At 60.9% G+C, this 13,619-nt stretch carries 12 protein-coding genes; 7 read left to right on the top strand and 5 right to left on the bottom strand.

Translation table 11 applies throughout. The features are described from left to right. Positions 1-153 precede the first annotated feature (153 nt). The 4 genes from glmU (at position 154) to QSV77_RS07190 (ending at position 4,626) form a co-directional block, all read left to right on the top strand. Positions 154-1,515 (top strand): bifunctional UDP-N-acetylglucosamine diphosphorylase/glucosamine-1-phosphate N-acetyltransferase GlmU, encoded by a 1,362-nt coding sequence (gene glmU / locus QSV77_RS07205; protein WP_302732959.1) that lies wholly within the window; start codon positions 154-156, stop codon positions 1,513-1,515. Positions 1,516-1,617: 102 nt separating this feature from the next. After that, the gene (gene glmS / locus QSV77_RS07200; protein WP_302732958.1) at positions 1,618-3,444 is read left to right on the top strand and encodes a glutamine--fructose-6-phosphate transaminase (isomerizing); all 1,827 of its coding nucleotides are present in this window, start codon (positions 1,618-1,620) and stop codon (positions 3,442-3,444) included. Then, a complete protein-coding gene (locus QSV77_RS07195) occupies positions 3,441-3,944 on the top strand; it encodes a GNAT family N-acetyltransferase (protein ID WP_302732957.1) in 504 nt (167 codons plus the stop codon). The genes glmS and QSV77_RS07195 overlap by 4 nt, the downstream gene beginning before the upstream one ends. A 13-nt stretch (positions 3,945-3,957) precedes the next feature. Next, entirely contained in the window at positions 3,958-4,626 is a 669-nt protein-coding gene (locus QSV77_RS07190) for a DUF502 domain-containing protein (RefSeq protein ID WP_142840074.1), read from the top strand. A 2-nt stretch (positions 4,627-4,628) separates the two neighbouring features. On the opposite strand, the gene QSV77_RS07185 is transcribed toward QSV77_RS07190, so the two are convergent. The 4 genes from QSV77_RS07185 to recG are packed head-to-tail and all read right to left on the bottom strand — an operon-like array spanning position 4,629 to position 7,712. Next, on the bottom strand, positions 4,629-5,012 hold the full coding sequence (locus QSV77_RS07185) for a type II toxin-antitoxin system VapC family toxin (protein ID WP_302732956.1): 384 nt from the start codon (positions 5,010-5,012) through the stop codon (positions 4,629-4,631). After that, a complete protein-coding gene (locus tag QSV77_RS07180) occupies positions 5,009-5,266 on the bottom strand; it encodes a type II toxin-antitoxin system Phd/YefM family antitoxin (protein WP_302732955.1) in 258 nt (85 codons plus the stop codon). Before QSV77_RS07180 ends, QSV77_RS07185 begins: the two co-directional genes overlap by 4 nt. A 53-nt stretch (positions 5,267-5,319) precedes the next feature. Then, on the bottom strand, positions 5,320-5,592 hold the full coding sequence (locus QSV77_RS07175) for a hypothetical protein (protein ID WP_302732954.1): 273 nt from the start codon (positions 5,590-5,592) through the stop codon (positions 5,320-5,322). Between the two features lie 14 nt (positions 5,593-5,606). Continuing rightward, positions 5,607-7,712, bottom strand: a complete 2,106-nt coding sequence (gene recG, locus QSV77_RS07170; RefSeq protein ID WP_302732953.1) for an ATP-dependent DNA helicase RecG — start codon at positions 7,710-7,712, stop codon at positions 5,607-5,609. A 189-nt stretch (positions 7,713-7,901) separates the two neighbouring features. On the opposite strand from recG, the gene QSV77_RS07165 reads away from it, so the two are divergent. From QSV77_RS07165 to QSV77_RS07150, 3 genes are all read left to right on the top strand, one after another. Beyond that, positions 7,902-8,213, top strand: a complete 312-nt coding sequence (locus QSV77_RS07165) for a succinate dehydrogenase assembly factor 2 (RefSeq protein ID WP_142840069.1) — start codon at positions 7,902-7,904, stop codon at positions 8,211-8,213. A gap of 3 nt (positions 8,214-8,216) precedes the next feature. Beyond that, positions 8,217-11,714 carry a transcription-repair coupling factor gene (gene mfd / locus QSV77_RS07160; protein WP_302732952.1) on the top strand — a complete coding sequence of 1,166 codons (3,498 nt, stop codon included), beginning with the start codon at positions 8,217-8,219 and terminating at the stop codon, positions 11,712-11,714. Positions 11,715-12,177: 463 nt separating this feature from the next. Beyond that, a complete protein-coding gene (locus QSV77_RS07150; protein WP_142840067.1) occupies positions 12,178-12,516 on the top strand; it encodes a hypothetical protein in 339 nt (112 codons plus the stop codon). A 96-nt stretch (positions 12,517-12,612) separates the two neighbouring features. On the opposite strand, the gene QSV77_RS07145 is transcribed toward QSV77_RS07150, so the two are convergent. Further along, positions 12,613-13,551: an AraC family transcriptional regulator gene (locus tag QSV77_RS07145; RefSeq protein ID WP_302733900.1), complete on the bottom strand. Its 939-nt coding sequence runs from the start codon at positions 13,549-13,551 to the stop codon at positions 12,613-12,615. Positions 13,552-13,619 lie beyond the last annotated feature (68 nt).

Raw genomic sequence — 13,619 nt, 5'->3', positions numbered from 1 at the left:
GCGGATTTGCATGGTTTCTTAAGTGGGCCGCCGTTATAGCAATGCCGGAACGTAATTACCGATGCGCCTGTCTGTTCAACCGGCTGGCGTTAAGTCAAACACATGCCACTGTCCCGGCTGCCCTGCGGCCGGTAACGGGGTGTTGGAGGTCTTATGGAGCGCAGCTCTCTAGCCGTTATTCTCGCTGCGGGCGACAGCACGCGCATGAAGTCGTCGAAATCCAAGGTGCTGCACACGGTTGCCGGGCGGCCGATGATTGCGCATGTGGTGGAGGCTGTGGCTGGATCGGGCGTTGGTGCCGTGGCGCTGGTGGTCGGGCGCGATGCTGACAATGTTGCCGCGGCTGCCAACCTCAGGGGTCTTGAGGTCGAGGCTTTCGTGCAGACGGAGCGCAAAGGCACCGGCCATGCGGTTCTTGCCGCACGCGCAGCCATCGAGCGCGGCTTCGATGACCTGATCGTCGCTTATGGCGACGTACCGCTCATCACGTCGGCGACGCTCGATCGGGCGCGCGAGGCGATTGCCGCCGGTGCCGATGTGGCCGTGATCGGCTTCCACACCGAGCGTCCGACAGGTTATGGCCGGTTGCTGGTTGAGAATGGCGAGCTGGTGGCGATCCGCGAGGAAAAGGACGCAACCGACGAAGAGCGCAAGGTAACCTGGTGCAATAGCGGCCTGATGGCGATCAACGGCCGTAATGCCCTTGATCTGCTCGACCGGATCGGCAACAGCAACGTTAAAGGCGAATATTACCTCACCGATATCGTTGAAATCGCCCGTTCGCTCGGCCGTCGCGCCGTGGCGATCGATGCACCGGAAACCGAACTGGTCGGCTGCAACAACCGTGCCGAACTGGCTTTTATCGAGAAGCTGTGGCAGGAGCGCCGCCGCCATGAACTGATGGTGGACGGCGTTTCTATGATCGCGCCGGAGACGGTTTTCCTCTCCTTCGATACGAAGATCGGGCAGGATGCCCTGATCGAGCCGAATGTCGTGTTCGGTCCCGGCGTGACGATCGAGCCGGGTGCCGTCATCCATGCGTTCTCGCATCTGGAAGGCGCTCATGTTGCTGAAGGTGCGACCGTCGGTCCCTATGCGCGGTTGCGTCCAGGCGCCAACCTGCATGCCAATTCCAAGGTCGGCAATTTCTGTGAGGTCAAGAAGGCCGAGATCGGCGAGGGCGCCAAGGTCAACCATCTGACCTATATCGGAGATGCCTTCATCGGTGCCGGCAGCAATATTGGTGCAGGCACCATCACCTGCAATTACGACGGTTACAACAAGGCTGAAACGCGGATTGGTGCGAACAGTTTTGTCGGGTCGAACTCGTCGCTGGTTGCGCCCGTGACGATTGGAGAAGGCGCTTACATCGCATCCGGCAGCGTGATTACCGATGACGTTCCCGATGATGCGCTGGCTTTCGGGCGCGCGCGCCAGGAAGTGAAGCCGGGCCGGGCAACAGTGGTGCGCGAGCGGGCGAAAGCGCTGAAAGAAGCCAAGAAAAAGGCCTCTTGAAAGACGTTACCGAGCGATACCGAAAGTGACCGGCGGGATAATTGCTGATTTCGGAGAAACGGTTAGTAGTTTCGGCGAAGAGATCGCCGTCTGGAGAAATATATGTGCGGAATTGTCGGAATAGTCGGAACCCAGCCTGTTGCTGAACGGCTTGTCGATGCGCTGAAGCGTCTCGAATATCGTGGTTACGATTCGGCTGGTGTCGCCACCATCGACAATGGCGCGATGGACCGCCGCCGGGCGGAAGGCAAGCTGTTCAACCTGGAAAAGCTGGTTTCGGAAAAGCCGCTGCCGGGCGTGGTGGGTATTGCCCACACCCGCTGGGCGACACATGGCGTGCCGAACGAGACCAATGCCCACCCGCATTTCGTTGAAGGCGTTGCCGTTGTTCATAATGGCATCATCGAAAACTTCTCCGAGCTGCGCGAAGAGCTGACCGCCGAGGGCGCGACCTTCACCACCCAGACGGACACCGAAGTGGTGGCACAGCTTCTGGCGAAATATACCCGCGAAGGGCTTGGCCATCGCGAAGCGATGCTGAAGATGCTGAACCGCGTTACCGGCGCCTATGCGCTGGTCGTCATGTTTCAGGATGATCCCGGCACGCTGCTTTCGGCGCGCTCCGGCCCGCCGCTTGCCGTCGGTTATGGCCGCGGTGAAATGTTCCTCGGTTCGGATGCCATCGCGCTTTCGCCCTTCACCAACGAGATCACTTATCTGGTGGATGGCGATTGCGCCATCGTGACCCGGCAGGGTGCGGAAATCATCGATTTTTCCGGCAAGCCGGTGAAGCGCGAGCGGCAGATTTCGCAGGCGACGGCCTATGTGGTCGACAAGGGCAATCACCGCCACTTCATGGAAAAGGAAATCTACGAGCAGCCGGAAGTCATTTCCCATGCGCTCAGCTACTACGTGGATTTCGCCTCCAAGACGGTGAAGGATGCCGACAAAGCCATCGACTTTTCCAAGCTTTCCGGCCTTGCCATTTCCGCCTGCGGCACAGCCTATCTGTCGGGTCTGATCGGTAAATACTGGTTCGAGCGTTATGCGCGCCTGCCGGTGGAAATCGATGTCGCCTCGGAATTCCGTTATCGCGAGATCCCGCTCGTTTCCACGCAGGCGGCGCTGTTCATTTCACAATCGGGCGAAACCGCCGATACGCTGGCGGCCCTGCGCTATTGCCAGCAGGAGGGGCTGAAGATCGGCGCCGTCGTCAATACGCGTGAATCGACCATGGCCCGTGAATCGGATGCGATCTTTCCGATCCTCGCCGGTCCGGAAATCGGCGTTGCTTCCACCAAGGCCTTCACCTGCCAGCTTGCCGTGCTCGCTTCGCTGGCCGTTGCCGCCGGCAAGGCGCGCGGCACGATCACGCCTCAGCAGGAAACCGAACTGGTTCGCCATCTGACCGAGATGCCGCGAATCATGAGCAAGGTTCTCAACAGCATCCAGCCGCAGATCGAGGCGCTCTCGCGTGATCTGTCGCGCTTCAAGGATGTGCTTTATCTCGGCCGCGGCACCAGCTTCCCGCTAGCGCTGGAAGGCGCGCTGAAGCTAAAGGAAATCTCCTATATCCACGCCGAAGGTTATGCTGCCGGCGAGTTGAAGCACGGGCCGATCGCGCTGATCGACGAGAACATGCCTGTTATCGTCATTGCGCCGCACGACCGCTTCTTCGAAAAGACCGTGTCGAACATGCAGGAAGTCGCCGCGCGCGGCGGCAGAATCATCTTCATCACCGACGAGAAGGGGGCTGCCGCCTCCAAGCTCGACACCATGGCGACGATCACCCTGCCGACTGTTGATGAACTCATCGCACCGATGGTCTTCTCGTTGCCGATCCAGCTGCTCGCCTACCACACCGCGGTCTTTATGGGCACGGATGTGGACCAGCCGCGCAATCTGGCGAAATCGGTGACCGTGGAATGATCATCCGGCCGGAACGGCAGGGTGATGAAGGGGCAATTGCCCGCGTTACGGAAGATGCCTTCCGTAACGTAGATTACAGTGACAAGACCGAACATCTGATCGTTGCGCGGCTGCGCGCCGCCGGCGCTCTGGTGGTTTCGCTGGTGGCGGAAGACAGTGAAGGCATTATCGGCCATGTCGGTTTTTCACCGGTCACGCTGAGCAGCGGTGAGAGCGGCTGGTTCTGCCTTGCGCCGCTCTCCGTGGCACCGGAGAGGCAGGGGCAGGGCGTCGGTTCACGGCTGGTGCAAGAAGGGCTTGCTGCACTGGACCGGTTGAGTGCCTCGGGCTGCGTTGTCGCGGGTGATCCGGATTATTATGGACGCTTCGGTTTTCGCCACCTCGAAGGCTTGAGTGCGGCGGGGATTCCTGACGAATATTTCACAGTTCTTCGCTTGCATGGCGGAACTCCATCCGGCATTGTCGGTTTTCATCCGGGTTTCGATGGCGAAAACGCTTAATTCCGAACGGTAAATGACTGAAATTCCAGTAAAAATATCCTTCGCAGCCCGTCTGCGCAACAGCTTCCTCACGGGCGTTCTCATTCTCGCGCCCGTCACCATCACCATGTGGCTGGTGTGGAGCTTCCTGCAATGGGCGGATAGCTGGGTGAAACCCTATATCCCCGCCCGTTACGATCCCGAGCAATATTTCGATGTGGCGATCCCCGGCTTCGGGCTGCTGATCGCCGTCGTTGGTATCACCCTCATCGGTTTTCTCGGCAATAACCTCATCGGCAAGTGGATCGTCGGCGTCGGCGAATCCATTCTCAACCGCATGCCGCTGGTGCGGCCGATCTACAAGAGCATCAAGCAGCTGTTCGAATCCGTTCTGAAGGAGCATGCGAACTCCTTCAAGAAGGTCGGCCTGATCGAGTTTCCATCCCCCGGCACCTGGGCAATGGTCTTCGTTGCCTCCGAGGCGAAGGGCGAGCTTGCCCACCGGTTCAACGAGATGGGCCAGGAGATGGTCGCCGTCTTCCTGCCGCCGACCCCTGTGCCGACGGCGGGCTTCCTGCTGTTCGTGCCGAAAGACAAGATCGTGATGCTGGACATGACGCCGGAAGATGCGGCGAAACTGTTGATATCAGGCGGTCTGGTAGCGCCGGATTTCACGCCGCCGAAAGCGATTGCGCCGGTTTGAGGTTAAAGAACGCCTGATATGTCTGTCTGCGAAAAGTCGTTGCCGACATAAAGCAAAGGGCAGTCTTCGGTTTTCGCAAGCTCGTAAGCAAAACAGTCGCCGAAATTCAACCCGGCGGGATGAATGCCCTTGCCCCAGATACGATAGGCTTCGGAGATGCCGTGCGTTGATTTCGGGGTGACGTTCCTGATTTCAACGCCGAGGCCTTCGATCAACATCTCCAGTTCCCGGCTGCGTCCACGTCGCTGCGCCACGATCAACGCTTCTGCAAGTGTGCCTGCGGAAATGAGCAGAGGCTCATCCGTCTCGAGTGCTGCGGCGCAGGCATCTGCTGTGGATTCATCAAACAGGATCGCCATAAGAGCTGACGTGTCGATGACAATCATTTTGGAAGGCCGTGTTCGTCATAGAGGAAATCTTGGCTGTGTGCGGCATCCGGACCATTACCGTCTTTGTTGGCGGCTGCCGCGCGTACTTTATCAAGCACCGCCCTGCGAGATTTTTTATCTGCCACTAGGCTGACCGGAACCAGCCGCACGGCTGCGTGCCCGTGCCGTGTAAGAATGATCTCATCGCCAGCTTCTGCTCGGCGCACCAGTTCGGTAAGCTGGCTTTTTGCATCCGTCACGGATATCTGCATGGCTGACCTCAAGTACAAAACTTGATATAAATTAGTCCATTCAATGGACCAAATCAATCCTCGTCATCCAGATCCTCCACCTCAGTGCCCGTCGTCGTCGCGTGAAACACCGGGACGAAAAGCCGCATATAGACCAGCTGCACGCTCCAGCCTTCTTCCAGCGCCTGGCTCCAGGCTTTCTTGCGGCCGGGTTTCTTGAAGGCCTTGCCGATCGCCTTTTTTGGGCTTTTTGCAAAGGTCTCAGGCTGCAGGATATTTTGCGGCGAGCAGAGCGCGTAGCCCTTGCGGAAGGCGGGTGGCGGGCGGCGTGGGTCGATCATGTTCATGATGGTCAAAACTTTCAGCCGGCGTGCAGGAAGCGAATCGCTTCGTCGCGGCGGTGCAGATAGAGCAGGGTGCGCAGGCTTTCGCCGCGCGGACCTGTCAGTTCGGGGTCGCGCTCTATGACATAGGCCGCGTCCTTGCGGGCGATTTCCAGAAGGTCGGAATGGGCTTCGAGGCTGGCGATGCGGAAACCGGGCGTGCCGGACTGCCGGGTGCCGAGCAGCTCGCCTTCACCGCGTAGCTTCAAGTCCTCTTCCGCGATCAGGAAGCCGTCTTCGCTATCGCGCAGGATGGAGAGCCGGGCGCGGCCGTTTTCGCTGAGCGGTCCCTTGTAGAGCAGGATGCAGGTGGAGGCCTCGTCGCCGCGCCCGACGCGGCCGCGCAGCTGGTGCAGCTGGGCGAGGCCGAAACGTTCGGCATGTTCGATGACCATGATGGTCGCATCCGGCACGTCGACGCCGACTTCCACCACCGTCGTTGCCACCAGCAGCCGGGTTTCACCACTCTTGAAGGCGAGCATGGCGGCGTCTTTTTCCGGGCCGCTCATGCGGCCATGGATAAGGCCGATATTGGCGCCGAGCATCTGCGACAAAACCGCGTGGCGTTCCTCCGCAGACATCAGGTCGGACTCTTCCGTTTCTTCCACCAGCGGGCAGATCCAGTAGGCCTTTTTGCCGTCCTTCAGCGCTGCGCGCAGCCGCTCGACAATGTCGCCGATGCGTTCGGTGGGGATTGTGACGGTCTGGATGGGTTTGCGACCGGCGGGTTTTTCGGTGAGCTTGGAAACATCCATGTCGCCGAAGGCGGCCAGCACCAGCGTGCGCGGAATGGGCGTGGCGGTCATGACCAGCATATGCGGCGTGATGCCCTTGGCGGTGAGACGCAGGCGCTGGTGCACGCCGAAACGATGCTGTTCGTCCACTACGGCGAGCACGAGGTTTTTGTAAGCGACGCTATCCTGAAACAGCGCATGCGTGCCGATGACGATCTGCGCTTCGCCTGACGCCACGCGTTCTTCGATCTCGCGGCGCTCCTTGCCCTTGGTGCGTCCGGTGAGAACCTCGACGGTGATGCCCGCCGCATTGGCGAGTTTGGAGATAGTGGCGAAATGCTGGCGGGCGAGGATTTCGGTCGGGGCCATCAGCACCGCCTGTCCGCCGGCCTCCACTGCGGTCGCCATGGCCATCAGCGCCACCAATGTCTTGCCCGCGCCGACATCGCCCTGCAGCAGCCGCAACATGCGGTCTTCGCCGGCCATGTCGGTGAGGATATCCTTCACCGCAGCACTCTGGCTTGCGGTCAGCGAGAAGGGCAGCTGCGACAGGATTTTTGCGGCGATATCACCCTTGGCACGGATTGGCTGGCCCGCCACCTTGCGCAGCCGCTGGCGCACCAGTGCCAGTGACAGCTGCCCGGCAAGGAATTCGTCATAGGCCAGCCTCCTGCGCGCCGGGGCTTGCGGATCGATATCGGCGCTGTCGCGCGGGTCGTGCAGCTCGCGGAAGCTTGAGGCCACATCGCCGAAGCCCTGCCTCGTCTTCAGTGTCTCGTCGATCCATTCGGGAAAAACCGGCAGCTTTGACAGCCCGCCTTCGATTGCCTTGCGCAGCACCTTGGCAGACAGCCCGGCGGTCATCGGATAAACGGCTTCCACCAAAGGCAGGTTTTCCGCCTCTGATAGCTTCACCATGAAATCCGGATGCACCATCGAGGCGCGGCCGTTAAACCAGTCCACCTTGCCGCTGACGAGAACCTCTTCGTCCACTGGCAGGGCCTTGGACAGCCAGTCACCCTTGGCGCGGAAGAAGGTCAGCGCCAGTTCGCCGGTCTCGTCATGCATGAAGACGCGATAGGGCGCGTTGCGGTTTCCCGGTGGCGGCGGCTGATGGCGGTCAACGCGTCCCTGAATGGTGACAATGGCGCCGGGGGCCGCCAGCGCAATACCGGGGCGATTGCGGCGGTCGATGACATTGGATGGCGCGTGAAAAAGGAGATCGATGACGCGGGTGTCGTCGGCGCTTTCCCGGCTCAATAGCTTGGCCAGGAGATCGGCAAGCTTCGGCCCCACACCGGCAAGGGTGGAGACGGAGGCAAACAGCGGATCGAGAATGGCCGGGCGCATGGGTCAGCAAAATCGGGGAAGGGGACGCGTTATGCAAGACTTGAGGGCTGACAAAGGCGGGTTATCACCGGCAGATTTTCGCTGCCGTGGCATTATTTCGATAAAAACCGGTTCCCAAGCGTTCGCCTCCTGTTCTATAGGAGGTCGCAGTCAACATCCTGTTGAATAGCCAACCGAAAGGTGAATGCGATGACTGGACTGGTGCGCACGAGTGCCGACCTTGATCCGAGACGCCGGCGGATACTTTACCGCTGCTGGCACCGGGGCATTCGCGAGATGGATCTGGTGCTCGGGCAATTCGCGGAAGACAATATTGCCGGGCTTTCCGATGATCAGCTCGACGAACTCGAGATCATCATGGCGGAAGAGGATAACGACCTCGTCCAGATGGTGACAGGCGCGCAGCCGGTGCCGGAAAAATTCCGCACACCGTTGTTTGAAAAGATCGCCTCCTACCGTCCCGATTTCGATCTCGTCACCGCCGAAACCCTGAAGGCCTGAAACATGATAGCCGGATTCGATGCAAAGCTGGTGATGTCGGCCGATACGCCGCTGACCATCGGAAATGTGCCTTCCGGCATGGAAGCCCTTTTGCTTGCCGACATGGCACGGGCAGGCACATCGGTGGCTTACGTGATGTCGGATGGCCAGCGGGTCGCCGATCTCGAACAGATCCTCGGTTTCGTCGCACCTGATATTCCCGTCATGACGCTGCCGGCCTGGGACTGTTTGCCCTATGACCGCGTGTCACCGAGCGCTGACACTTCGGCGCGCCGGCTGGCGGCGCTCTCCGGCCTCATCGCTCACGCGAAGAAGCCGCATCCGGCCATCGTGCTCGTCACCGTCAACGCCATGCTGCAGAAGATGGCGCCGCGGGATATCATTGGGAACCTCGGCTTTTCGGCGAAGCCCGGCAACCAGATCCGCATGGAAGAGATTGCCGCGCGGCTGGAGCGCAATGGTTTCGACCGGGTGGCGACGGTGCGTGAAGTGGGCGAATTCGCCGTGCGCGGCGGTATTCTCGATGTTTTCGTTCCCGGTACGGAAGAGCCGGTGCGGCTCGATTTCTTCGGCGATACGCTGGAGAGCATCCGCACCTTCGATCCGGCCAGCCAGCGCACCATTGCCCAGGCGCGTTCGCTCGACTTGAACCCGATGAGCGAAGTGACGCTGACGCCGGATACGATCGGCCGGTTCCGCAAGAATTACCTGTCGCTGTTTGGCGCTGCGACCCGCGACGACGCGCTTTATCAGGCCGTCTCCGAAGGCCGTCGTTATGCCGGCATGGAGCATTGGCTGCCGCTGTTTTACGAGAAGCTGGAAACCGCTTTCGACTACCTCGAAGGTTTCCGCATCGTCACCGATCACACAGCAAGGGAAGCCGCGAAAGAGCGCTCCAAGCTGGTGCTTGATTATTACGAGGCGCGCCGGGCTTCCGGCGAAACCAAGGGTTCGACGCAGGGCGCGCCCTACAAGCCGGTATCGCCGGGCCAACTTTATCTCGACGGCAAGAGCTTCGATGCCCTGCTCGCCGGCGTCAATGCGGTGCGGCTGACGCCCTTCAATGAACACGATAGCGAAGGCCACCCCGTCGCAACGCTCGATGCCCATGTCGGGCCGCGCTGGGCGCGCCAGCCCACCGAGGGCGAGAGCGAAGAGCGGGTCAATGTTTTCGATCTGGCGGTAAAGCATATTGCGGATCGCCGCGCCAAGGGCTGGAAGGTGCTGATAACAGGCTGGTCGGAAGGTTCGCTCGATCGGCTCTTGCAGGTCCTGAACGAACACGGGCTTGAGAACATCAAGCCGGTGACATCGCTGAAAGAGGTGGAAAAGCTTGGCAAGGGTGAGGCGGCCGCAACGGTTCTGAGCCTCGAAGCCGGGTTTGAAACCGGAACGCTGGCGGTCATCGGTGAGCAGGATATTCTCGGCGACCGCATGGTGCGCCGCTCGAAACGCCGCAAGCGCGGCGCGGATTTCATCTCCGAAGTGGCGGGTCTGGACGAGGGGTCGCTGGTTGTTCACGCCGAACACGGCATCGGCCGTTTCGTCGGGTTGCAGACCATCGAGGCGGCGGGTGCGCCGCGTGCGTGTCTCGAACTGCATTATGCCGACGACGCCAAGCTGTTCCTGCCGGTCGAAAACATCGATCTTCTTTCTCGCTACGGTTCCGATGCGGCGGAAGCGACGCTCGACAAGCTGGGCGGCGGCGCATGGCAGATGCGCAAGGCCAAGCTCAAGAAGCGCCTGCTTGACATGGCCGACGAGCTGATCCGCATTGCGGCGGCGCGTCTGGTGCGCCACGCGCCGGCCTTGGTTGCGCCGGACGGGCTTTACGACGAATTTGCCGCCCGTTTCCCCTATGACGAGACCGAAGACCAGCTGAACGCCATCGAGGCGGTGCGCGAGGATCTCGGTGCCGGCCGGCCGATGGATCGCCTCATCTGCGGCGATGTCGGTTTCGGCAAGACCGAAGTGGCGCTGCGCGCCGCCTTCCTTGCCGCGATGAACGGTGTACAGGTGGCGGTGGTGGTGCCGACCACGCTGCTTTCCCGCCAGCATTTCCGCACCTTCTCGGAACGTTTCCGTGGGTTGCCGATCCGGGTGCAGCAGGCTTCGCGGCTTGTCGGTTCCAAGGAGCTGACGCTGACGAAAAAGGAAGTGGCCGATGGCAAGACGGATATCGTCGTCGGTACCCATGCGCTGCTTGGCGCGGGCATCAGCTTCGCCAATCTCGGCCTGCTGATCATCGACGAAGAGCAGCATTTCGGCGTCAAGCACAAGGAACGGCTGAAGGAACTCAAAAGCGACGTGCATGTGCTGACGTTGTCAGCCACGCCCATTCCGCGCACGCTGCAGCTGGCGATGACGGGCGTGCGCGAGCTGTCGCTCATCACCACACCGCCTGTCGATCGCATGGCGGTGCGCACCTTCATTTCGCCCTTCGATCCGCTGGTGATCCGCGAAACGCTGATGCGCGAACATTATCGCGGCGGCCAGAGCTTTTATGTCTGCCCGCGGCTGGCCGATCTCGCCGATATTCATGCTTTCCTGCAATCGGACGTGCCGGAGCTGAAGGTGGCCGTGGCGCATGGCCAGATGGCGGCGGGCGAACTTGAAGATATCATGAACGCCTTTTACGACGGCAAATATGATGTGCTGCTGTCGACCACCATCGTCGAATCCGGTCTTGACGTGCCGACCGCCAATACGCTGATCGTGCACCGCGCCGACATGTTTGGTCTCGCCCAGCTTTATCAGCTGCGTGGCCGTGTCGGCCGCTCCAAGGTGCGCGCCTTTGCGCTGTTCACCCTGCCGGTCAACAAGGTGCTGACGACGATGGCGGAGCGGCGGCTGAAGGTGCTGCAATCGCTCGATACGCTGGGCGCCGGTTTCCAGCTGGCGAGCCACGATCTCGATATTCGCGGCGCGGGCAATCTGCTCGGCGAAGAGCAGTCCGGCCATATCAAGGAAGTCGGCTTCGAGCTTTACCAGCAGATGCTGGAAGAGGCCGTTGCCGAGGTGAAGGGCGACGAAGAGGTACGCGACAGCGGCTGGTCGCCGCAGATATCGGTCGGCACCTCCGTGATGATCCCGGAAGATTACGTTCCCGACCTGCATCTGCGCATGGGCCTTTACCGCCGTCTCGGCGAGCTTGCCGATATCAGCGAGATCGATGGTTTCGGTGCGGAAATGATCGACCGTTTCGGCCCGTTGCCGAAAGAGGTGCAGCATCTCCTCAAGATCGTCTACATCAAGTCGCTCTGCCGTGTTGCCAATGTCGAGAAGGTGGATGCCGGGCCGAAGGGCGTGGTGCTGCAATTCCGCCACAAGGAATTCCCGAACCCGGCGGCACTCGTGTCCTATATCGGCAAGCAGGGCTCCATGGCGAAGATCCGGCCCGACCACAGCCTGTTCCTGACCCGCGATCTGCCGACGCCGGAAAAGCGTCTGGCGGGTGCGGCGATGATCATGACGCAGCTGGCGGAGCTGGCGCGGTCGTAGATGTGAGCTTTCCGGGGCGGGCATTGGTCATAGGGCGTGTGTCGCTTTACCCCCCTCTGCCCTGCCGGGCATCTCCCCCACAAGGGGGGAGATCGATCTGTGGCAAAGGTATCGCCCATCTCAACGTCGGCGAATGAAGCTGTGGTAGTGCCGCTTGCCGATCTCCCTCCTTGTGGGGGAGATGCCCGGCAGGGCAGAGGGGGGTAAGCCCCACGCGCGTCGCCCGCCGTCAATGAACAAGCTCCCGAAAACCAACACCTAAAGCACATCCAGACAAACCAACATCGAAACCTCCGACATCCATCTGCTTTACCGGACCTCCCAGCCCCCGGAGGCTCCGCAAACATTACCGGGATGTAATGAAACGGACATGCGCCGGTAGCTTCGGCGGGCGTAGTCTTATCCCCATCTCCTGCATTGCGCTCAATATGATGCGTCAGTGGGAAGACGAAGGAGCAAGACAATGTGGACCAGGATGAACAGGTTCGCCTCCGCAGGTCTGGTTGCTTTGACAATTGCGGGCACCACAATTGCCACCACCAACCAGGCGGAAGCACGCAACCACTTTGGACACGGGCATGGCGGCGGCGGCATTGCCGCAGGTATCGCCGGAGCGATTATCGGTGGCGCCATCGTCGCCGGGGCGCGGCATTCCTATGGCGGCCCCTATTATGGAGAGCCATTTTACGGCCCGCCGGTTTATGGCCCGCCGGTGATCTATCAGCCCGCCTATCCGCGCTGCCACGTCGTCTGGCGACAGAATGGCTGGGGCGATATGTATCGGGCCAGGGTTTGCGACTAGGTCGTGAAATCCGACAGGCGCAATGAGCCGCGCGACGCGGAAAGCGAGAGGCAGCTTCCGGCCTTTGGCCGGTAGCTGACGACGCTCTGTTCAATGTCAGTGTCTCACTCGCCACTGGGCTGGCGTCACGCCTTCCCAGCTTCGAAACGCTCGATAGAACGAGCCGGTGTCCTGGAAACCGAGCAGGAAGGCTATCTCTTCAATTCCATTGCGTTTGTCTGAAAGCAGGTCGCGACCGAGTTCCTGCCGCGCTTGCTCGATGAGCGCTCGATAGTTCGATCCCTGTTCGGTAATACGACGCTGCAGGGTTCTTTCGCTCATGCCGAGTTCACGCGCCACCTCGGAAATCTCCGGTTTGCCGCTTGCGATGCGGCGTTTGATCAGAATCTTGACCTGCTCCGGCAGCGAGGATTGCGCCTCGATATCGTGAAGGGAGGCCGCAAGTGCGGGCTCCAGTATAGCCAGCAGTTCGGGATTATGCCCGGCAAAGGGAAGATCGAGATCGTCGCGTTTCAGCACCATGGCATTCTGCGGACAGCCGGTGCGGATGGGTGCATTGAAATAACTCCGATGGACGTCGGAAACAGGTCCACGGCGAATCATCTCCACCCGAACCGGGGTGACGTGTCTGCCGGTGCCCCGCCGCCCCAACTCGAGAAGGGCCGCGAAAGTCACGTCGGCCGCAGCATCCGGTTCGGCCTCGTCAGTGTGCAACCATCTTACGGCGATCCGGGCCTCGCCGCCGCTTTCCGTTACCGAAAGCTCTTCCGGGGTGCACAGTCGCTTGAAGCGGGCCAGCCGGTGCAGCCCGTCGCGATAGTCGCGGGCGAAGAAGGCTGACATGGTGGCGGGTGGATGCATCGCCGTGTCTGTCTCGACCGTCATCCGCAGGCCGATGGCTGAATCCTGCGACAGGGCCTCGACCGCCCGCCACAGGTCGAAATATTGCGCCGTGGTCAACCACGCGTCCGGGGCGATGTGCAGCGTTGCGGGAAGCTTCGCCTGCCGCAGCAGGGCCGGAGCTGGCAGCCCCATACGCTCTGCCGCCCGCCAGAAAGCCTGGGGCAGCCTGCATCTGTCGCTCAAATCCCTGCTCATGATCC

The organism is Agrobacterium sp. V1, from assembly GCF_030518355.1.
GTDB classification, from domain to species: domain Bacteria; phylum Pseudomonadota; class Alphaproteobacteria; order Rhizobiales; family Rhizobiaceae; genus Agrobacterium; species Agrobacterium cucumeris.
The sequence above is the reverse complement of the archived record's forward strand: the minus strand, read 5'-3'. Positions and strand labels throughout refer to the sequence as shown.